A 19,349-nucleotide genomic window follows, 5' to 3' on the forward strand; every position below is an offset into this window, starting at 1 on the left:
CGGCCGTGTGCCGGGGTAGTAAGTAGCGCCTGGGAGGTGTGCGTGGTGGAGCTGCGCGTGCTCGGGCAGGTCGAGGTGCTGGTCGACGGTCGGCCGGTGGAGATCGGCCACGCACGGCAGCGGTGCGTCCTTGCGGTGTTGCTGGTGGACGCGAACCGGGTCGTCACGGTCGAGCAGCTGCTGGACCGCGTGTGGGCGGAACGGTTGCCGCACAGGGCGCGGCAGGTCGCCACCAACTACGTGTCGCGGTTGCGGCGGGTGCTGGCCGGTGGGGCCGAGATCGCGCGGCTCGGCGGCGGTTACGTCCTGCGGGTGGACCCGGAAGACGTTGACCTGCACCGGTTCCGGCGACTCGTCGGGCAGGCGCGCGAACGGGAGGACGCTCTGGAGCTGCTGGAGGAGGCGGCCGGGCTGTGGCGGGGAGAAGCGTTCGAGGGCGTGGACTCGCCGTGGATCGCCGCCGTGCGCGAAAGCCTTGCGCGGGAACGGTTCGCCGCCGACGCCGACCGCGTGGACCTCGCGCTCGCGCAGGGCGGGCACGCCGCGTTGATCACCGAGCTCGTCGGACGGGCGGACGCGCATCCGCTGGACGAACGGGTCGCCGGGCAGTTGATGCTCGCCCTGCACCGCAACGGCCGCCAGGCCGACGCGCTCGCCCGGTTCGACGACCTCCGCGCACGTCTCGCCGACGAACTGGGCGCCGATCCCCGTCCCGAACTGCGCGACCTGCACCAGCGGATCCTGGCCACGAGCCCGGCGCGCGCCACCGCCGCGGACGTGCCGCGGCAACTGCCCGCGCCCCCGGAGTTCACGGGCCGCGCGGAGCAGCTGGCGCTGCTGGACAAGACGCTCCTGGGCTCGTCCGGCACGGTGCCGGTCGCCGTCGTCGCCGGTGCGGGAGGGATCGGCAAGACCTGGCTCGCGCTGCACTGGGCCCACCGGCACGCCGACGAGTTCCCCGACGGCCAGCTGTTCGCCGACCTGCGCGGCTTCGGCCCCGCCGACCCGCCACTGGCACCGGACGCGGTGCTGTTCGGCTTCCTCACCGCGCTGGGGGTCGCGCCCGACCGCGTGCCGACCGGCCTCGACGCCAAGGCGGCGTCGTACCGGAGCCTGGTCGCCGGCAGGCGGATGCTGGTCGTGCTGGACAACGCGGCCGGTGCCGGCCAGGTCGTCCCGCTGATCCCGGGCAGCCCGGCTTGCACGGTGCTGGTCACCGGCCGCCACCGGCTGGCCTCCCTGATCGACCGGTACGGGGCCAGGCACCTGCCGCTGGGCGCCCTCACCCGTGACGAGGGACGCGGACTGCTGGTCACGCGGCTGGGCGCCGACCGCGTCGCCGCGGAGCCCGCGGCGACCGACGACCTGGTCGACCTGTGCGGCGGTTATCCGCTGGCGCTGTCGATAGCGGTCCGCAACGCGGTCACCGATCCCGCCACCACGCTCGCCGAGGTGGCGGCCCAGCTGCGCGACCTCGGTCTGGCGGTGCTCGACCACGCGACCGATCCCGCCGCGAGCCTGCCCGCCGTGCTGTCGTGGTCCCTGCGCAGACTCACCGGCGAGCAACGCACCGCGTTCGGCCTGCTGGGAATCGCCCCTGGTCCCGACATCACCGCGCCCGCGGTGGCGGCGCTCACCGGGTCGTCCGCCGGCCGCGCGCACCACGTGCTGGCGGCACTGGTGGAGGCCTCGCTCGTCGAACAACGGCCGCACGGTCGCTACGGGATGCACGACCTCGTGCGGGACTTCGCCGCCACGACGGCCGAAACCGCCGACGAGGCCGGGTTGGCGCGCGTCGCGGACTTCTACCTGCACACCGCCCACGCCGCCGACGTGCTGCTCGATCCCCACCGTTCACTCGTGCGGCCCGGACCGCCCGCCGCCGGCGTCCGCCCACTCCCGTTGCCCGACGCGGAGGCCGCGATGGCCTGGCTGGAAGCCGAGCACGCCACCCTGCTCGCCACGCAACGCACCGCCGGCGCGCTCGGCCGGCACGAGGTCGTCTGGCACCTCGCGCGGGCGCTGGACACGTTCCACTACCGGCGCGGTCACCGGCACGACGCGCTCACGTCGTGGCGCGCGGCACTGGACGCCGCCGGACACCTGCCCGACCCCACCACCCGCATCCGCACCCACCGCTACGTCGGCAGCGCCTGTTCCCGCTGCGGTCTGCTGGAGGAGGCCACCGACCATCTCGACCAGGCCCTCGCGCTGGCGTTGCGCCACAACGACTCCACGGAACAGGCGCACACCCACCTGGCGCTCACGACGGTCTGGGAACGGCGGAGGGACGACCGCCGCGCGTACGACCACGCCCGGCAGGCCCTGGCCCTCTACCGCACCCTGTCCCAGCCGGCCTGGGAGGCCGACGGGCTCAACTCGGTCGGCTGGTTCGCCGCCAGGCTCGGCGACTTCGACACCGCGCGCGAGCACTGCGAGGCGGCCCTGGAGCTGCACAGGAGGCACCGCCACCCGATCGGCGAGGCGGACACCCTGGACAGCCTCGGGTTCATCGCGCACAGCACCGGCGACCACGGCCAGGCCGTCGGCCACTACCGCCGTGCCCTCACCCTGTTCCGCGCGCACGGCGACAGCTACCAGGTCGCGAACACCGCCGACAACCTGGGACACGCCCACGCAGCCCTGGGACAGCGTGAGCAGGCCGGGGAGGTCTGGTGGACGGCGCTGGAGCTCTACCGGGAGCAGGACCGCGCCGCCGAGGCCGCCCGCGTCCGGCAGCGGCTCACCGACCTCGGCGAGCCTCGTGGTGGGCCGCCATCCTGATGGGAGCGTTGACCACGCCGAACCCGCCGTAGCCCCCGATCCGTTGCACCACCTCGAAGAACACCCTCGCCCCGGCGAGCTCGGTGTAGAAGTGCAGGTACTCGCCGCGGTCGTCGCGGTCGTAGAGCACCGAGTGCTCGCGCAGCGCGGCGACGCGTTCCGCGGACAGGTCCGTGCGTGCCGCCAGGTCGTCGTAGTAGTTGCCCGGGATGTCGACGAGCCGTGCGCCGGACTGGCGGAGCACCTCGGCGCACGCCAGCGCGTCGGTGCACGTGAACGCGATGTGCTGCGGTTCCTTGACGGCGGGCGCCCATCCGCCGCGCCGGACCAGCGCGGCGTCGAGGGTGAGCCGCACGCCTCCGCTCACGCCCCGGCCCCGCACGAGTCCGAACGGCGCCGCGAACTCCGTCGTGGCACCGGGTTCGAGGCCCAGCACCGAGCGGTAGAAGAGCGTGGCCTCGTCGAAGTTGTCGAACGGCTGGGTCAGCGCCACGTGGTCGATGCCGGTGATCCCCGCGGGGGACGCCGACTCCCCCGTCGGCACGAAGTCGCCGAGCCAGTCCTCGTCGGCGCACAGGAAGATCTGGGTCCCGTCGGGGGCGGCGATCGCGGTCAGCGGCGCTTCGCCGGGGCCAGCCTCGCGGGACAGCGGTGGCGCGAGCAGGACCTTCGCGCGGTGCGCCGCCGCGGCGGGATCCGGTACGGCGACGCCGAGTGCGCCGATCGCGCCGGGCTCGCCCTCCGCGTTGACCAGCACGCGCGCCTCGCCCTGCGTCCACAGCTCCACGGGCTTCGAGCGGTGCACGCCCGCCCTCGTGAAGCCGAGCGCGGCGAGGTTCGACTCCCCCACGACCTCGGCGAAGGCGAACCCGGTAGAGACGGGCGCGGCCGGAACGTCCAGCAGGCCCAGGGAGTCCTTCAACGCCACCAGGGACCGCATCGCGTCGACCGCGGCGCGGTAGGGGTCGGCCTGGCGGAAGACGTCGTTGAACACCTCCAGCGAGAGCGGTCCGCGGTAGCCCGCGTCGAGCACGTTGCGGGTGAACGTCGTCAGGTCGAAGTCGCCCTGGCCGGGGAAGAGGCGGTGGTGGCGGCTCCACTGCAGGACGTCCATCGGCAGCGTCGGCGCGTCGGCCAGCTGCAGGAAGAAGATCTTCTCGCCGGGGATGGCGCGGATGGCCCTCGGATCGTCCCCTTTGGACAGGATGTGGAAGCTGTCGAGGCAGACGCCGAGCGCCGGGTGGGCGGCGCGGCGCACGATCCGCCACGCGTGCTCGTAGCCGTTGACGTACCTGCCCCACGCCAGCGCCTCGTAGGCGATGCGCAGACCCCGTTCGGCCGCGCGGGTCGCGAGCAGGTGCAGCTGTTCGGCCGCGAGATCGTCGTCGTCGATGGCGTCCGGCGACACCGACGAGCACACCAGCACGGTGTCCGCGCCGAGCTCGGCCATGACGTCGAACTTGTGCCCGGCGCGGCGCAGGTTGCGGGCGAGCACGTCCGGCGGCACGGCCTCGAAGTCGCGGAAGGGCTGGTAGAGGTCGATGTTCAGGCCCAGGTCGGCGCAGCGCCGGCGGATCTCCGCCGGGCCGCGGCGGGACGCGAGCAGGTCGTTCTCGAACAGCTCCACGCCGTCGAACCCGGCCTCGGCGGCCGCGGCCAGCTTGTCGTCGAGCGTGCCGGACAGGCAGACGGTCGCGATGGCGGTGCGCAGGTCAGGACGCATGCGCGGGCTCTCCTTCCAGCTCCTCGAAGTGCGCGAGCATGCGGGCCGCGTCCGGTTCGACGCCGGTGAACAGCCGCAACGACTCCGCGGCCTGCAGCACGACCATCCCGCCGCCGTGCAGCACGCGGCAGCCCCTCGCCCGCGCCGCCGCGAGCAGGGCGGTCTCCAGCGGCCGGTAGACGATGTCCGCGACCCAGAGGTCCTCGCGCAGCACCGACTCGTCGATCGGCAGCCCGGGATGGGCCGCCATGCCCGTGGGGGTCGCGTGGACCAGTCCGTCGGCGGTCCGCACGGCGTCGGGACCGCACGTGACGGCCCGGTCGGCGCCGAACCTGTGCTTCAGCGCCGCCACCAGCCCTTCGGCGCGCTCGGGGTCGACGTCGTGCACGCCCAGGCGTCCGGTGCCGAGCGACAGCAGCGCGTGCCCGACCGCGGCACCCGCTCCCCCGGCGCCGAGCAGGACGACGTCCTGCATGCGGGCGCCGGGAAGGCCTCGGCGCACGCTCCGGGCGAAGCCGGTGGCGTCGGTGTTGTGGCCCACGGCCTTGCCGCCGTCGAAGACCACGGTGTTGACGGCGCCCAGCGCCGCGGCCTCGGGCACCAGGTCGTCCAGGTGCGCCAGGACCGCCTGCTTGCCCGGATGGGTGATGTTGAGGCCGTGGAACCCCTCCGCGCGGGCCGCGGCGAGCACCTCGCCCACCGGTTGCCCGAGTTCGTCGAGGTCCAGGAGGCGGTAGGTGTAGCGCAGCCCGAGCTCGGCGGCCTCGCGTTCGTGCAGCGCCGGGCTCAGGGACGGGCCGATGCCGGAGCCGACGAGACCGATCAGGTAGTGGGTCACGCGGCCTCCCGGCTTAATGTACGAACTAGTGAGTTCACAGTAGCGCACCCGGCCCGTGCGCAGGAAGGCCTTAGAAGCCCCGGAAGTTCGTCCGGTGGCAGGCGCGGGCGAGAGTTCCGGAGGCGGTGCCGCCGCGATGTCCTCATACCGGGCGTGTTCGGGCATCGCGGCGGTGCCGTCTCCGGGGCCCTCGCCCGCCACCGCCGCCCGGTGGGACTTCCGGGACACGGCCTAGAGTTGGCTGGTCGTCCGCAGATCGAAGGGGGCCCGGTGGCCGCACCGTCGTCGTCCGATGCCGAGCGCCAGCGGGACAAGGACCGCACCCGCGCCGACATCCTGGACGTTGCCACGCGGGAGTTCGCGGACAAGGGCTACACGGGCGCGCGTGTCGACGAGATCGCCGAGCGCACCAGCACCACGAAGCGGATGATCTACTACTACTTCGGCGGCAAGGAACAGCTGTACATCGCCGTCCTGGAACGCGCCTACCTGGCCATCCGGGCCCTCGAGGCCGAGCTCGACGTCGAGCACCTCGCCCCGGAGGACGCGATCCGCCGGCTCGCGGAGCTGACCTTCGACCACCACGAGGCGCACCCCGACTTCATCCGGCTCGTCAGCATCGAGAACATCCACCGCGCCGAGCACATCGCGCGGTCCGAGGTGCTCGGCGGCCTGGCCAACCCCGCGCTCGACGGCCTGGCGCAGATCCTCGAACGAGGCCGCGCCGCCGGCCGGTTCCGCACCGACGTCGACCCGCTCGACGTGCACATGGTGATCAGCTCGTTCTGCGTCTTCCGGCTCGCGAACCGGCACACGTTCGCCGCCATCTTCGGGCGGGACATGCTCGACCCGAACCGGCGCGAGCACTACCGAAGCATGCTCGGTGACATGCTGGTCGACTACCTGACCAGCTGAAACAAACCCTTGACACGCGGGGGTGGCGTATCCGACCTTGTATTAACTAACTAGGTCGTACATGGGAGTACGCCGTGACCACATCGATGGCCCGCAAGACTGCGCTGGCAGCCTGGATCGGCAGCGCCCTCGAGTACTACGACTTCTTCATCTACGGCACAGCCGCCGCGCTGGTGTTCAACAAGGTCTTCTTCCCCGCCGCCGATCCCGCGACGGGGACCCTGCTGGCGCTCGGCACGTTCGGCGTCGGCTACCTCGCGAGGCCGCTCGGCGCGTTCGTCCTCGGACACGTCGGCGACCGCTTCGGGCGCAAGAAGGTCCTCGTGTTCACGTTGCTGCTGATGGGCGTGGCGACCTTCGCCGTCGGCTGCCTGCCGACCTACGGCACGGCCGGCGTCTGGGCGCCGATCGCCCTCGTCTTCCTCCGCCTGCTGCAGGGACTCTCGGCGTCGGGCGAGCAGGCCGGTGCGAACTCGATGTCGCTGGAGCACGCGCCGGAACACCGCCGGGCGTACTTCACGAGCTTCACCCTGAGCGGCACGCAGGCGGGGCAGATCCTCGCCACGGCGATCTTCCTGCCCGTGGCGGCGCTGCCCCAGGAGGACCTGCTGTCGTGGGGCTGGCGCATTCCGTTCTGGTGCAGCGCGATCGTCGTGGTGGTCGGGCTCGTCATCCGCCGCAAGATCGACGAGACCGCGGAGTTCAAGCGCGCCAAGGTGGCGAAGCTCCCCGTCGCGGTGCTGTTCCGCACGCACTGGGCCGACGTCCTGCGCGTCGTCGTCGCGGCCACCATCGCCTCGGTCAGCACGATCTTCACCGTCTACGCCCTGAGCTACGCGGTGAACACGATCGGGCTCGCACGCACGCCCATGCTGTGGGTCGGCGTCCTCGCCAACGTCGTGGCGCTCGCCGCGATCCCGTTGCTGGCGGGGCTGTCGGACAAGATCGGCCGCAAGCCCGTGTTCCTCGCCGGGTGCGGCGCGTGCGCGATCCTGATCTTCCCCTACCTGTGGTCGATCTCCATCGGCTCCTACGGGCTGGTGTTCGCGCTCGGCATCCTGCTGTTCGGCGTCGCCTACTCCGCGATCAACGGCATCTGGCCGTCGCTCTACGGCGAGATGTTCAGCACCGAGGTGAGGCTGTCCGGCATGGCGATCGGCACGCAGATCGGGTTCGCGGTCGCGGGCCTGGCGCCGAGCGTGGTCGCGGCGATCGGCTCCGGGCGCGAGGACTGGATCGGTGTCGCGATCTTCACGGCGGCCGTGTGCGCGCTCAGCGCGGTGGCGATCGCGACGGGACGCGAGACGTTCAAGCGGCCGACCGCGGAACTCGGGCGGCCCGCGCGCGAGGAACGCGCGACTGCTCCGGCCTGACACAACCCTTCCGGGGCAAGGGTTCGAGGCCGTCCACCGTCGCAGGCGGCCTCGACCCGCTCTCCAGGTTCTGCCCCACCAGGGAGAAAGGGGTTACACTCGTCCCTGAGCGGTTGAGCCTGCAGCTGCGCCCTTCTTCCGAACCCTGTTCGCGAAGGCCAGGAGGCTCCTGCCATGTCGAACACCTTCCTTTCGCCACTGCACGTGCAGCGCGAGGTGCACGGACTCTCGATCGTCGTGCGCGCCGCCGGCGAGGTGGACGACTTCACCGTGCTGCCGCTGCGGGTCGAGCTGCAGACGGCCCTCGCGATGGCGACAGCGCCGCACCCCGTCGTGGTCGACCTGTCCGCCGTGCGGTTCTTCGGGTCCGCCGGCCTCAACGAACTCGTGAGACACCACCGCGCCGCCGAGGCCGTGGGCATCCCCCTCCGGATCGCGGCGGCGCACAAGGCGGTGCTGCGGCCGATCTCGCTGACCGGGCTCGACCGGGTGCTCCAGGTGTGGCCGGACGTCGAGCAGGCGCTGACCGCCGGCCGGAGTGCCTGGACGGCCTGCTAGACCCGTTCTCCCCGGGGAGCCGGGGGGTCTGCGTCCTCAGTGGACCGGGCCCCCGGCTCCCTTCGGTCACGGCTTGGTCAGCCGCACCAGCCACCCGTCGTGATCGGTGTGGCTCATGCCGTACTTGGCCGTGCTGACGAACGCGTTGTCGTTGGAGAACACCACGTGCTGCACGTCGCCGTCGCCCTTGCGGACGTGGCCGGGCGGCACGCAGTTCTGCGCGTTCTCCGGGTCGGACGTGTCGTACTCCAGGTTGAAGTCGCCGCCGACGACCGTCTTGCCGCTCACGCCCTCGACGGACCGGATGTTCGGGACCACGTCGAACAGCAGCGCCCGGCACTGGGCCAGTGCGACCGGCTCGCTGCTCGCGGACAGGTGCGTCGCGCACGAGAGATGGTCACCCACGGCGTACGCACAGGCGAATGTGCGCTGCTCGTTACCGCTGTCCTGGCTCGTGTACCGGCCGCTCCACGCGTTCACGCCCCGGTAGTTCGCCGCCGCAACGCGCCCGAGCACGGCGTTGCCGTAGTCCTGGCCGTTGGTGCACTTGACCGGCGTGCCGGTGTCACGGCGGATCGCCGGTGCGAACACGTGGTAGATCACATCACCCGGCCAGGCCTGCGTCAGCGCCGGCGCCAACTGACCCGGCACGTCGCCGGAGCAGATCTCGTTGAGCGTCACCAGGTTCGGGCGCACCCGGCGGATCAGGTCGGCCGCCTCGGGAACCGACCGCCCCTGCGCGTAACAGCCGGCTATTCCGCTGTTGCACAGGTTCAGCTGCAGCTCCCAGAACCGTTCGGCGGCCACCACCGCCCCACCCGGCGAGGACACCACCACCGGCGTCGCGTCCAGGTACTCGACCGACCGGCTCCCCGCCGCCGCTCCCGGCACCGCCATCATCGACAGGAGCACCACCACCGCCGTCAGCACGGCCGTCGCGCTGTGTCTCCGAGCCACATGCCCTCCAGTTGGATCGAGTCACCGCGCACCCGATCCTGGCAGCGATCACCGCGCCGCGGAACGCTCAGGGCAGCAGCGCCACTCCGTCCTCGTCCGCGTGCAGCACGTCGCCCGGCCTGAACTCGACCCCGCCGAACGTCACGGGCACGTCCACCTCCCCCGCCCCGGTCTTGCCGCTCTTGCGCGGAACCGTGCCCAGTGCGAACACCCCCAGGTCCATCCCCGCGAGCGCCGCGCTGTCCCGCACCGCGCCGTGCAGCACGAGCCCGGTCCAGCCGTTCTCGGCGGCGGCCGCGGCGATCAGGTCACCGGTCAGCGCGGTGCGCAGCGACCCACGACCGTCGACCACGAGCACACGCCCCTCCCCCGGCGTGCGCAGGAGGGTGCGGACCAGGTCGTTGTCCTCGAAGCAGCGCACCGTGCGGACCGGGCCCGCGAACCGCCTGCGGCCGCCGAAGGACCGGAACTGCAGGTCGCAGACGCGCAGCGCGTCGCCGTGCTCGTCGACCAGGTCGGCCGTCGCGACTGGGGTGATCACCGGGTCTCCTCGGGTTCGCCGGCCACCCTGGTGCGGTGGCCCTGCGGTAGAAGGTAGATGCGTGCCGTCTCCTCGAGCTCCTCCGCCGCGTCGGCGGCGCTGAGGAGGTCGGGGCCGGCGACGAGCGCGGTGGTCGGCCAGCAGGGCGTGGAACAGGAGCAGCGGCTACTTCCCCACGCGCATCCCGAGGTACGCCGTGAGCGGCGGCAGGACGTCGCCGCCGAACACCGGGCTCACGCGCCCAACGCGGTCCGGATCGCCTGCGCCGCGAGGTGGGGAGCGCTGAGCACCGGAACGTCGAGGTTCGCCCGCACCGCGTCGGCGACCGGGGCGAGCGAGAACTGGCCGAGCACCACCACGTCCGCATCACGGGCACGGGCGGTCTCGGTCACCAGCCGGGCGGCGCGCTCGATCTCCCCGGCTGCCAACGCGTCACGTGCGCCGGGGACCACGCAGCCCTCCACCTCGACGGAACCGAGGTGAACGCGCAGCCTGTCCGCGGTGTCCCGGGCCCCCGCCTCGGCAGGGGCGAGGACGAGCACCCTGCTCGGGGACAGCCGGGCGACCTCCTCGAACAGGGCGAGGTCCGGCGGCAGCACCGGGACCGGGTGGTCCACCTCGGTGGCGATCGGGCCGTACATCGAGCACGTCAGCAGCACGGCGTCCGCGCCGCTGTCGACGGCGTAGCCGATCAGGGTGCGCATCCGGGCCTTGAGCTCGGGCGTCAAGCCGCCGGCCCGCTCGGCGGCGGCGGTCAACGTGTCGTCGAGGACGTTCCACAGCCGGGCGTCCGGCATGGCGGTGGCGAAGGCGTCGGCGGCGGGCGCCATCGGGGCCTGAGTGGCGTGCACGAGTGCGACGAGTGCCATGTCAGGCGTTCTCGATCGCGGTGACGACGGCCTGGGTGAAGCCGCTGCAGGACGCCGTGCCGCCGAGGTCGCGGGTGCTCGTGCCACCGGTCACCGTGGACGTGACGCCTGCCTCCACCCGTGCGGCGGCGTCGCGCAGGCGCGGGTCGTCGTGCCTGCCCGCCAGCCACTCCAGGAGCATCGCGCCCGAGTGGATCATGGCGATCGGGTTGGCGGCGTCCTGGCCCGCGATGTCCGGCGCGGAGCCGTGCGCGGCCTGTGCCATGGCGTGGGTGTCGGAGGAGTTCACCGACGCGGCGATGCCGAGCGAACCGGCGATCTCACCGGCCAGGTCGGAGAGGATGTCGCCGAACATGTTCTCGGTGACGATCACGTCGAACCGGTCGGCGCGGCGCACGAGGTGCACGGTCATGGCGTCGATGTGGAAGTCGTCCACGGTGACGTCCGGATACTGCGCGGCGATCTCGCGGCAGACGTCGCGGAACAAGCCGGTGGTCAGCCGGAGCACGTTGGCCTTGTGCACGATCGTGACGCGCTTGTCGCGCTGCATGGCCAGTTCGAACGCGGTGCGGGCGATCCGTTCGGTGGCGGCACGGGTGATGATGCCCATCGCGACGGCCACGTCCGGGGTGGGCATGTACTCACCGGTGCCCGCGAAGGTGTTGCGGTCGGCGTAGAAGCCCTCGGTGTTCTCCCGCACGATCACCAGGTCGGTGCCGGGCACGACCGCGTTGCCGCCGGGAAAAGCCTTGGCGGGACGCACGTTCGCGTACAGGTCGAAGTGCTTGCGGATCACGCCGCTGGGGTTGAGCTGCGAGCGGAACGGCTGCGGGTAGGCCACGCTGTCGTGCGGGCCGAGCAGCCACCCGTCCAGCTCGCCCAACGCGTCGAGCGTCTCCTGCGGGGTGTGGGCGCCGTGGGTCTCGATCGCCGCTGCCCCCAGCGGGAGTTCGGTCCACTCGGCGGGTTCGACGCCGGCCGCGCGCAGGGCCGCGTCGAGGACGGTGACGGTGGCGGGCACGATCTCCGGTCCGATGCCGTCACCGTGCAGGACGCCGAGGCGGTAGGGCTTGCTCATGTCGGATCTGCCTTTCTCAGCGGGCGTGTTCGGCGTCGACGCGGGTGGTCAGGCCGGTCGCGACGATCGTGCGGGTGGCCTCGACGGAGGCGTAGGTCCACAGGATGCGCATCGGGGCGGTGTCCGAGGCGTTGCGGAAGCGGTGGGGCACGCCCGCGTCGACGAAGGTGGTGTCGAAACGGGTGAGGTGGTGCTCCACGCCGTCGATCTCGACGACGGCGTCGCCCTCGAGGATCACGACGCTCTCCGGGCAGTTGTGCGTGTGCAGCGGGATGCCCGCACCGCCCGCGAACAGCGTCTGTCCATTCAGGAACGCCATCGCGCCGCGCGCCCTGGTCACGAGCGGGATCGTGCTGGCGCCGCCGCCGCGTGAGAACGCGGGCAGCTCGGCCGCGCGGAGCACCGAGGCGGGGAAGGTCTCGTTCATCGCAGGGTCCGATCCGGGTTTCGAGGTGGTGACGCCACCGTAACCCGGTCTTGGTATTTTGCCAACAAGTAATACCAACGAGGTGACCCGCGTCTCGGCGCCGGGCCGTAGACTGCGGGCGAACGAACACCCCCGCGAGGATGGACGCATGCCGCCGACTCAGCTCACCCGTCAGGTCGCCGCGCGCATCGTCGACTACATCCGCGCGGAGCAGGTCGCCGCCGGAACCCGTCTCGTCGAGCGCACCCTGGCCGACCAGCTGCGCGTCTCCCGGTCGCCGGTGCGCAACGCACTGCGCCTGCTCGCCGACTCGGGCGCGGTCGCCGAGGCCGAGCGCGGCGGTTACACCGTCCTCGACGCCGACCTCCCGCTCGACCTCGCCGAGGACGCGGAGGACGGCGCGGACGAGGCCGTCTACCTGGCGATCGCCTCCGACCGCCTGGACGGCGCGCTGCCCGACCGCATCACCGAGAGCGCGCTGGTCCGGCAGTACGGCCTCACCCCGGCGCAGCTCAACCGCATCCTGCGCCGGGCGTCGTCCGAGGGCTGGATCGAACGGCTGCCCGGCTACGGCTGGGAGTTCCGGCCGACGCTGACCTCCGAGCAGTCCTATGCGGACAGTTACCGCTTCCGCCTGACCATCGAACCGGCGGCGATCCTCGAACCGACGTTCGTGCTTGACCGCCAGGCGATCGAGCAGGTGCGCGACCAGCAGCAGCGGCTCGCGGACGGGGCGATCCACGAGCTGGACAACGTCGAGCTGTTCAACATCAACCACGTCTTCCACGAGACGATCGCGGAGTGCAGCCGCAACGGGTTCTTCATCGAGGCGCTGCGCCGGGTCGACAACCTGCGCCGCCTGGTCGAGTACCGCCGCAGGCTGCCGCGCGACCGCGGCGTGGTGCGGTGCCGCGAGCACGTGGAGATCGCCGACCTGCTGCTGGCCGGACGCCAGGCCGAGGCGGCCGAGCGCATGCGTGAGCACCTCAGCTCCGTCACCACTGAGAAGACCGTCTCCTAGCAGCCAGAACACGCCATCCCGTGATCCACGATCACCTACCGCGGGTGTGTTGCGACCAAGATTCTTGGTACTTCCTACTTGTAAAATACCGAGCAGCGACCTACTGTCGCCTCCACCGCACCCGGACCCGACGGCCGGTCGGCGCGGCACGAACCGCGCTCCGGCCTCCCGGCCCACGTTCCCCATCCGCGCGAGTGGAGAAGCAAAGATGCTTGCCGTTCTCGGTTTTCTCACGCTGGGCACGTTCATGGTGCTCGTGCTGCGCAAGTACGCCACGGCGTTCGTCGCGATCATCGCGGCGCCGGTCGTCTTCGCGATCATCGCCGGCCGCGGCGGTGATCTCGGGGACATGGCCGTCAGCGGTATCAAGACCGTGGCACCGACCGCGATCCTGTTGCTGTTCGCGATCCTCTACTTCGGCGTCATGATGGACGCCAGGTTGTTCGACCCGGTGTCCCGCGCCATCATCCGTCTGTCCAAAGGGGATCCAGTCCGGATCTGCGTGGGCACGGCCGTGCTGGCGCTGCTGGTCGCTCTCGACGGCGACGGCACCACGAGCTACATGATCATCTGCTCGGCGTTCCTGCCGATCTACCGCAGGCTCGGCATCAACCCACTGGTCATCGCCACGATCGCGACCATGGCGCTGGGCGCGGTGTCCGGCTCCACCCCGTGGGGCGGCGCGGCGACGCGGGCCATCAGCGTCCTGCACCTCGACGCCACGGCCTACTTCGTGCCGTTCCTGCCCTCGCTCGCGCTGACCGGCGGCGTCATCGTGCTCATCGCCTATCTGCTCGGCCGGCGCCAGCGCCGCCGCGTCGACCCGCTCGTGATCGCCGAGGTGGCCCAGGAGATCGCCGCCAACCGCAGCCGCGGCGGTGGCACCACGACGATCACCGGCGGATCCGACAGCGGAGACGACCACGACGAACCCGAGTCCGTCACGCCCCGGTGGAGGATGTGGTTCAACGCCGGCCTCACCGCACTGCTGCTGGTCCTGCTCGTCCTGGGCGTCGCCCCGCTGGTCACGCTGTTCATCGCCGGGTTCGTCATCGCCCTGCTGGTCAACCACCCGAAGCTCACCGAGCAGGGCGACGTCATCAAGCGACACGCCTCCAGCGCCGTTCCCGTGGTGGTGCTCGCGCTGGCCGCGGGCATCTTCACCGGCATCCTCACCGACACCGGCATGGTCGAGGCGATGGCGAAGTCGATGCTGTCGATCGTCCCCGACGGCATGGGCAACCTGATCCCGGTGTTCACCGCCGTCATCGGACTGCCGCTGAGCTTCTTCATGTCCAACGACGCCTACTTCTTCGGCGTGCTGCCCGTTCTCGCCGAGTCCGCGGCCCAGTTCGGCATCCCCGCCGACGAGATCGCCCGCGCCGGCGTCATCGGCCAGATGCTGCACTCCGTCGGCCCGGCCTCCGCGCCGCTGTGGGTGCTGCTCGGCCTGGTCAAGCGCGACCTCGGCGACTTCCAGCGGTTCGCCCTTCTCCCGGTCACGCTCGGATCGCTGGCCTGGATCGTCTTCGCCGTGCTCACCGGCGCCATCAGCATCTGACGAGGAGTCCTCCCATGAGCACGATCACCACCGTCGACCCCGCCACCGGCGCACCACTGGCCGAACACCGGGCTTTCACACCGTCCGAAGTGGACAACGCGATCGCCGCCACCCGGTCCGCCGCGGACGTCTGGGCCGCCACGCCGCTGCCGCGCCGCCTCGCGCACCTGCGGGTCCTGGCAGGGGAACTGCGCGCCTCGCAGGACTCCCTGGCCGCCCTGATCACCTCCGAGATGGGCAAGCCGGTCGCCGAGGCACTGGGCGAGGTGGAGAAGTCCGCCATCACGGCCGAGTACTACGCCGCCAACGCCGAGCAGATCCTCGCCGACGAGCCCGTCGACGTCGGCCCCGGTACGCGGGCCTGGATCCGGTACGAACCCCTGGGCGTGGTCTTCGCGGTGATGCCGTGGAACTTCCCGCTGTGGCAGGTGATGCGCTTCGCGGTGCCGACGCTGGCCGCCGGGAACACCGTGCTGCTCAAGCACTCCCCCAACGTCACCGGCAGCGCGCTCGCGATCCAGGACCTCGTCGCCCGCGCAGGGTTCCCGCCCGGTGCGCTGACGACGCTCGTCGTCGCCGAACCCGACGTGCCCGCCGTCAGCGAGCGGATCATCGCCGACGACCGCGTCGCCGCCGTCACGCTCACCGGCAGCAACCGGGCGGGCGCGGCGGTCGGAGCGGCGGCGGGCCGCGCGGCGAAGAAGTCCGTTCTGGAACTGGGCGGTTCCGATCCGTTCATCGTGCTGGACGACGCCGACCTGGACGCGGCCGCCACCGCCGCCGTGCGCGCCCGGTTCACCAACGCCGGTCAGAGTTGCGTGTGCGCCAAGCGGTTCCTGCTCCACGACGCCATCGCCGACGAGTTCACCGCCCGGTTCGTCGACAGGACGCGCGCGCTGACCGTGGGGCCGCTGGCCCGCGCCGACCTGCGCGACCAGCTCCACGCCCAGGTCGAGAAGTCGGTGGGCCAGGGCGCGACCCTGCTGCTCGGCGGCAACCCGGTCGACGGACCCGGCTACTTCTACGAGCCGACCGTCCTCGCCGGCACGGGTCCCGGTGTCGTCGCGTTCGACGAGGAGACCTTCGGCCCCGTCGCCGCGCTGGCCACCGGCGCCGACGACGCGGAACTCGCGGACCTGGCCAACGCGAGCGAGTACGGGCTCGGGGTGAGCATCTGGAGCGCCGACCCGGACCGGGCGCTGCGGCTGGCGGGAACCATCACGAGCGGTGCGGTTTTCGTCAACGCGATCGTCGCGTCCGATCCGCGTCTGCCCTTCGGCGGCACCAAGCGCAGCGGGCACGGACGGGAACTCGCCGCCGCCGGCATCCGCGAGTTCACGACCGTCCGCACGTACTGGCTGAGCGGTTCGGTGTAACGAAGATTCATCGCCGACCGAAGTCCGGGCATCAGGAAAGCTCCGGGAGGCCGCCCACATGCCCAAGATCAGCAGACGCACGGTTCTGAAGGCCGGTGGCACCGCCGCCGCACTGACCGCCGTCGGGGTCAACGCCGGAACCGCGCACGCCGACGCGCCGACGGGCGCGAGTTTCGTCAACATCATCGCGCACTCCGACGACGACCTGCTGTTCATCAACCCGGACATCCAGCCGGCGATCCTGTCCGGCTGTCCGGTGCGGACGATCGTGCTCACCGCCGACGAGTACAACGGCACCGACGACCTGACCCGCGAGCAGCTCTCCGCCGAGCTGCACAAGGGGCAGCGCAACGCCTACGCGTCCCTCGCGGGAGTGGCCAGCACGTGGACCCGCACCGCGCTGGTCGTGGCGGGCAGGACGGTCGAGATCAACACCCTCGACGGCAAGCCGAACGTGCAGCTGGTCTACCTGAACCTGCCCGACGGTGGCGACGACCTGCACATCGACGCCCTCACGAACCTGTGGAACAGCACGTCCTACAGCACCAGCACGATCGTCCCGACCGGCAGCCCCGCGAACCAGGTGCAGAACTACACGCAGTCCACCCTGGTCAACGTCCTCGTGGGACTGTTGCAGCAGTACCAGCCGACCGTGATCCGGTGCCAGGACCCGCACCCGGACGACCAGCGGTACGCCAACGGCATGCCGGAGCACTGGGACCACATCGCCGCGGCGAAGTTCGCCCAGCGGGCCGTGAAGACCTACGAGGGACCGATCGGCCGCCCGTACGCGCTGCTCGTGCGCTACCGCTGCTACAACACCCGTCAGTCCCAGCCGAACGTTCCGCTCGCGCTGCGGACGCCGAAGACCGCCGCCTACAACAAGTACAAGGCGCAGGACCCGCTGACCGGCGACACGTTCGACGTGAACATGTCGCGCAGCTACGAGCGCTGGCCCGTGGCGCCCCAGTGGGTCGCGCGCGACAGCGCCGGCACGGTGCACGCGTTCATCGCGGCGGGCGACTCGCTGATGTGGTGGCGCCAGCCCACCGGCGGCGCGTGGGTCGGTCCGACGCTGCTGCTGGCCGGGTCGTTCGCTCCCGGTGTCGCGGTGGCCATGCGCGGTGACAACAGGTTGCAGCTCGCGGTGCTCGACCTCGACACCGCCGCCATCCGCACCTGCACGCAGACCGCCGCGGGCGCGCAGAGCTTCGGCTCGTGGACCTCGCTCGGCAACCCGAACAGCAGCACGCCCGCCTACCAGACACCGGTGTTCGGCGTCTCGAACGGCGTCCTGGAGCTGTACGTCGTGAACCGCGCCGGCACCCTGGGCAACAAGTGGCAGGTGGGCAGCGGTTTCAGCACGAGCTGGGCCACGGCGTCCGGCGGGGGCGGCAAGGCGATGTCCCAGCCCTCCGCGATCACCGCGCCGGGCGGGCGGATGCACGTCTTCGCCGACGGCAACGGCAACGCGTTCCACTGGTACCAGAACGTCGGCGGCGCGACGACCTACCAGGCGCTGACTGTCGCCGCGCAGAGCACCGCGTCCATCGGCACGGCGCTGGACGGGAACCGCGTCCGCGTCTTCACCCGCCGCCACGGCGACGGATCCGTCAGCACGTTGCGGGAGCAGACGGCGAACGGCGCGTGGGAGACGACGCCGCAGAACCTCGGCGGCATGGGCGGAATCGGCCCGGTCGCCGCCGTCACCTCCGGCGGCCGCACGCTCGCGTTCGCGCGCAACGACTCCTACGGCCTGAGCATGATCCGCCAGGACGCGGCGGGGAACTTCACGCCGTGGCAGGACCTCGGCGGTTACTTCGAGGGCGCGCCCTCCGCCGTGGTGGACGCGCAGGGCCTCGTGCGCGTGCTCGCACTCGGTGCCGACATGCGCCTGCACGAACGCGTGCAGACGGCCGTGGGCCCGGACGCGCCGTTCGGCGGCTGGCAGCTCGCCGGCAACTGACGACACGGCACGGCGGCGTGCACCGAGGTGCACGCCGCCGTCGTGTGCGTGGAGGAGGTCAGTCCTTCTTGAAAGCGTCCTTGACCTTCTCGACACCTTCCTTGAGGTGACCCTTCGTCTGGTCGGCCTGACCCTCGGCCTCGAGGCCGGTGTCGTCGGTCGCGTTGCCGACGCCTTCCTTGACCTTGCCCTTGAGCTGGTCGGCCTTGGCGTCGATCTTGTCGTCGGTGCCCATGTTTCCTTCCCGGCACCTGAGTCTCAGGTGCGACGTCTGCTGATGGGTGCCCCCGCACCCACGGATCCGAAACGCCTCCCGGAAACTTTCGGATGTGATGTCGGAACGGGGCTGATCGCGTTCGCAGCAGTGGTGAGGACGCCCGCACGGGGCGGCGAGCAGACCGTCGCGTTCATCAAGGGCGCCTGCGACAGGGCCATCGCACTGGCGGGCACCACCGCGGAGATCGCGCACCTCACCCGGCGCCGCGACCGACTGGCGCGACACGGCTATCCGGGTGGTTTCTCCCCACCGAACTCGATGTTCATTTGGTGGCTCGTTGACAGACGCGGCGCCGACTCGACAGGCTGCACCTCCCTGTGATCGAAAGGTGCCGCTTGTCATGAAACTCCGTTTCCTCTTACCGGTCGTCGCCCTCCTCTCCGCCGTCGTCGTCACCCCTGCCGCGGCGGCGGAGGCCGACCCGGTGCAGGCCGCCGACGCCTGCTACACCTGGAACCGCACCCTGTCGGAGGGCGCCTCGGGCGAGGACGTGCGCCAGCTGCAGATCCGGGTGGCGGGTTATCCCGGGTACGGCGCGGTGCTCGGCATCGACGGCCAGTTCGGCCCGGCCACGAAGGCCGCCGTGACCCGTTTCCAGCAGGCCTACGGTCTCGGCGCCGACGGCATCGCCGGCTCCGCGACGTTCACGAAGATCTACGCGTTGCAGGACAACGACTGCACGCCGATCAACTTCACCTACGACGAGCTCAACAACTGCAACTCCACCTGGGCGGGCGGCAACGTCTCCGCGGCGACCGCGCGCGCGAACGCCCTGGTGTCCATGTGGAAGCTGCAGGCCATGCGGCACGCCATGGGCGACCGGCCGATCGACGTGAACGGCGGCTTCCGCAGCGTCTCGTGCAACAACGCCGTCGGCGGTGCGGCGGGAAGCCGCCACCTCTACGGTGACGCCGTCGACCTGGGCGCCGGACCGCAGGGCTTCTGCGCGCTGGCGAAGCAGGCCCGCAACCACGGCTTCAACGAGATCCTCGGCCCGGGCTACACCGGCCACAACGACCACGTGCACGTCGCGCACAAGTCGTCGCGCTTCTGGTCCGCGCCGAGCTGCGGCATCTGACGCTGAA

At 71.4% G+C, this 19,349-nt stretch carries 18 protein-coding genes; 10 read left to right on the forward strand and 8 right to left on the reverse strand.

The genetic code is table 11. The features are described 5' to 3' along the window. The first annotated feature begins 45 nt into the window (after positions 1-45). A complete protein-coding gene (locus IE307_RS16880; protein WP_191298882.1) occupies positions 46-2,784 on the forward strand; it encodes an AfsR/SARP family transcriptional regulator in 2,739 nt (912 codons plus the stop codon). On the opposite strand, the gene IE307_RS16885 is transcribed toward IE307_RS16880, so the two are convergent. Together IE307_RS16885 and IE307_RS16890 are read right to left on the reverse strand one after the other, a co-directional pair. Continuing rightward, a complete protein-coding gene (locus IE307_RS16885) occupies positions 2,744-4,507 on the reverse strand; it encodes a bifunctional sugar phosphate isomerase/epimerase/4-hydroxyphenylpyruvate dioxygenase family protein (protein WP_191298883.1) in 1,764 nt (587 codons plus the stop codon). The genes IE307_RS16880 and IE307_RS16885 overlap by 41 nt on opposite strands. Then, positions 4,497-5,345, reverse strand: a complete 849-nt coding sequence (locus IE307_RS16890; protein ID WP_191298884.1) for a shikimate dehydrogenase — start codon at positions 5,343-5,345, stop codon at positions 4,497-4,499. The genes IE307_RS16885 and IE307_RS16890 overlap by 11 nt, the downstream gene beginning before the upstream one ends. Before the next feature lie 270 nt (positions 5,346-5,615). On the opposite strand from IE307_RS16890, the gene IE307_RS16895 reads away from it, so the two are divergent. The 3 genes from IE307_RS16895 to IE307_RS16905 all read left to right on the forward strand — a co-directional run bounded on the left by IE307_RS16895 (position 5,616) and on the right by IE307_RS16905 (position 8,191). After that, complete coding sequence (locus IE307_RS16895) at positions 5,616-6,260, forward strand: TetR/AcrR family transcriptional regulator (RefSeq protein ID WP_191298885.1); 645 nt, start codon at positions 5,616-5,618, stop codon at positions 6,258-6,260. Positions 6,261-6,334: 74 nt separating this feature from the next. After that, on the forward strand, positions 6,335-7,633 hold the full coding sequence (locus IE307_RS16900; protein ID WP_191298886.1) for an MFS transporter: 1,299 nt from the start codon (positions 6,335-6,337) through the stop codon (positions 7,631-7,633). A 174-nt stretch (positions 7,634-7,807) separates the two neighbouring features. Next, positions 7,808-8,191: an anti-sigma factor antagonist gene (locus tag IE307_RS16905; RefSeq protein WP_191298887.1), complete on the forward strand. Its 384-nt coding sequence runs from the start codon at positions 7,808-7,810 to the stop codon at positions 8,189-8,191. Positions 8,192-8,257: 66 nt separating this feature from the next. On the opposite strand, the gene IE307_RS16910 is transcribed toward IE307_RS16905, so the two are convergent. From IE307_RS16910 to IE307_RS16930, 5 genes are all read right to left on the reverse strand, one after another. Next, positions 8,258-9,148, reverse strand: coding sequence for an endonuclease/exonuclease/phosphatase family protein (locus IE307_RS16910; protein WP_191299023.1), 891 nt, complete (start codon positions 9,146-9,148; stop codon positions 8,258-8,260). Positions 9,149-9,215: 67 nt separating this feature from the next. Continuing rightward, the gene (rraA, locus tag IE307_RS16915; protein ID WP_191298888.1) at positions 9,216-9,689 is read right to left on the reverse strand and encodes a ribonuclease E activity regulator RraA; all 474 of its coding nucleotides are present in this window, start codon (positions 9,687-9,689) and stop codon (positions 9,216-9,218) included. Positions 9,690-9,922: 233 nt separating this feature from the next. Beyond that, positions 9,923-10,558 carry an AroM family protein gene (locus IE307_RS16920; protein ID WP_191298889.1) on the reverse strand — a complete coding sequence of 212 codons (636 nt, stop codon included), beginning with the start codon at positions 10,556-10,558 and terminating at the stop codon, positions 9,923-9,925. Position 10,559: 1 nt separating this feature from the next. Continuing rightward, complete coding sequence (locus IE307_RS16925; protein WP_191298890.1) at positions 10,560-11,636, reverse strand: isocitrate/isopropylmalate dehydrogenase family protein; 1,077 nt, start codon at positions 11,634-11,636, stop codon at positions 10,560-10,562. A gap of 16 nt (positions 11,637-11,652) precedes the next feature. Then, positions 11,653-12,063: a cupin domain-containing protein gene (locus IE307_RS16930; RefSeq protein ID WP_191298891.1), complete on the reverse strand. Its 411-nt coding sequence runs from the start codon at positions 12,061-12,063 to the stop codon at positions 11,653-11,655. A gap of 148 nt (positions 12,064-12,211) precedes the next feature. Between IE307_RS16930 and IE307_RS16935 the strand changes: the two genes are divergently transcribed. The 4 genes from IE307_RS16935 to IE307_RS16950 all read left to right on the forward strand — a co-directional run bounded on the left by IE307_RS16935 (position 12,212) and on the right by IE307_RS16950 (position 17,987). Next, on the forward strand, positions 12,212-13,084 hold the full coding sequence (locus IE307_RS16935; RefSeq protein ID WP_191298892.1) for a GntR family transcriptional regulator: 873 nt from the start codon (positions 12,212-12,214) through the stop codon (positions 13,082-13,084). 208 nt (positions 13,085-13,292) lie between these two features. Next, positions 13,293-14,645, forward strand: coding sequence for a CitMHS family transporter (locus IE307_RS16940; RefSeq protein WP_191298893.1), 1,353 nt, complete (start codon positions 13,293-13,295; stop codon positions 14,643-14,645). A 14-nt stretch (positions 14,646-14,659) separates the two neighbouring features. Further along, complete coding sequence (locus tag IE307_RS16945) at positions 14,660-16,021, forward strand: aldehyde dehydrogenase family protein (protein ID WP_191298894.1); 1,362 nt, start codon at positions 14,660-14,662, stop codon at positions 16,019-16,021. A gap of 58 nt (positions 16,022-16,079) precedes the next feature. Next, complete coding sequence (locus tag IE307_RS16950) at positions 16,080-17,987, forward strand: DUF8189 domain-containing protein (RefSeq protein ID WP_191298895.1); 1,908 nt, start codon at positions 16,080-16,082, stop codon at positions 17,985-17,987. Between the two features lie 58 nt (positions 17,988-18,045). Here the strand turns inward: IE307_RS16950 and IE307_RS16955 are convergent, their stop codons facing one another. Next, complete coding sequence (locus IE307_RS16955) at positions 18,046-18,222, reverse strand: CsbD family protein (RefSeq protein WP_191298896.1); 177 nt, start codon at positions 18,220-18,222, stop codon at positions 18,046-18,048. Positions 18,223-18,354: 132 nt separating this feature from the next. Here IE307_RS16955 and IE307_RS16960 point away from each other — a divergent pair, with 132 nt between their 5' ends. Together IE307_RS16960 and IE307_RS16965 are read left to right on the forward strand one after the other, a co-directional pair. Continuing rightward, a complete protein-coding gene (locus IE307_RS16960; protein WP_191298897.1) occupies positions 18,355-18,585 on the forward strand; it encodes a hypothetical protein in 231 nt (76 codons plus the stop codon). 19 nt (positions 18,586-18,604) lie between these two features. Then, a complete protein-coding gene (locus IE307_RS16965) occupies positions 18,605-19,342 on the forward strand; it encodes a D-Ala-D-Ala carboxypeptidase family metallohydrolase (RefSeq protein WP_191298898.1) in 738 nt (245 codons plus the stop codon). Positions 19,343-19,349: the final 7 nt, after the last annotated feature.

Origin of the sequence: Lentzea cavernae (assembly GCF_014653695.1) — a bacterium.
GTDB classification, from domain to species: domain Bacteria; phylum Actinomycetota; class Actinomycetes; order Mycobacteriales; family Pseudonocardiaceae; genus Lentzea; species Lentzea cavernae.

Excerpts from the sequence above, each read along its gene's own strand:
- IE307_RS16930 (WP_191298891.1), bottom strand. The coding sequence starts at position 12,063 with ATGAACGAGACCTTCCCCGCCTCGGTGCTCCGCGCGGCCGAGCTGCCC.
- IE307_RS16945 (WP_191298894.1), top strand. The coding sequence starts at position 14,660 with ATGAGCACGATCACCACCGTCGACCCCGCCACCGGCGCACCACTGGCC.
- IE307_RS16955 (WP_191298896.1), bottom strand. The coding sequence starts at position 18,222 with ATGGGCACCGACGACAAGATCGACGCCAAGGCCGACCAGCTCAAGGGC.
- IE307_RS16905 (WP_191298887.1), top strand. The coding sequence starts at position 7,808 with ATGTCGAACACCTTCCTTTCGCCACTGCACGTGCAGCGCGAGGTGCAC.
- IE307_RS16965 (WP_191298898.1), top strand. The coding sequence starts at position 18,605 with ATGAAACTCCGTTTCCTCTTACCGGTCGTCGCCCTCCTCTCCGCCGTC.
- IE307_RS16920 (WP_191298889.1), bottom strand. The coding sequence starts at position 10,558 with ATGGCACTCGTCGCACTCGTGCACGCCACTCAGGCCCCGATGGCGCCC.
- IE307_RS16885 (WP_191298883.1), bottom strand. The coding sequence starts at position 4,507 with ATGCGTCCTGACCTGCGCACCGCCATCGCGACCGTCTGCCTGTCCGGC.
- IE307_RS16950 (WP_191298895.1), top strand. The coding sequence starts at position 16,080 with ATGCCCAAGATCAGCAGACGCACGGTTCTGAAGGCCGGTGGCACCGCC.
- IE307_RS16925 (WP_191298890.1), bottom strand. The coding sequence starts at position 11,636 with ATGAGCAAGCCCTACCGCCTCGGCGTCCTGCACGGTGACGGCATCGGA.
- IE307_RS16935 (WP_191298892.1), top strand. The coding sequence starts at position 12,212 with ATGCCGCCGACTCAGCTCACCCGTCAGGTCGCCGCGCGCATCGTCGAC.
- IE307_RS16940 (WP_191298893.1), top strand. The coding sequence starts at position 13,293 with ATGCTTGCCGTTCTCGGTTTTCTCACGCTGGGCACGTTCATGGTGCTC.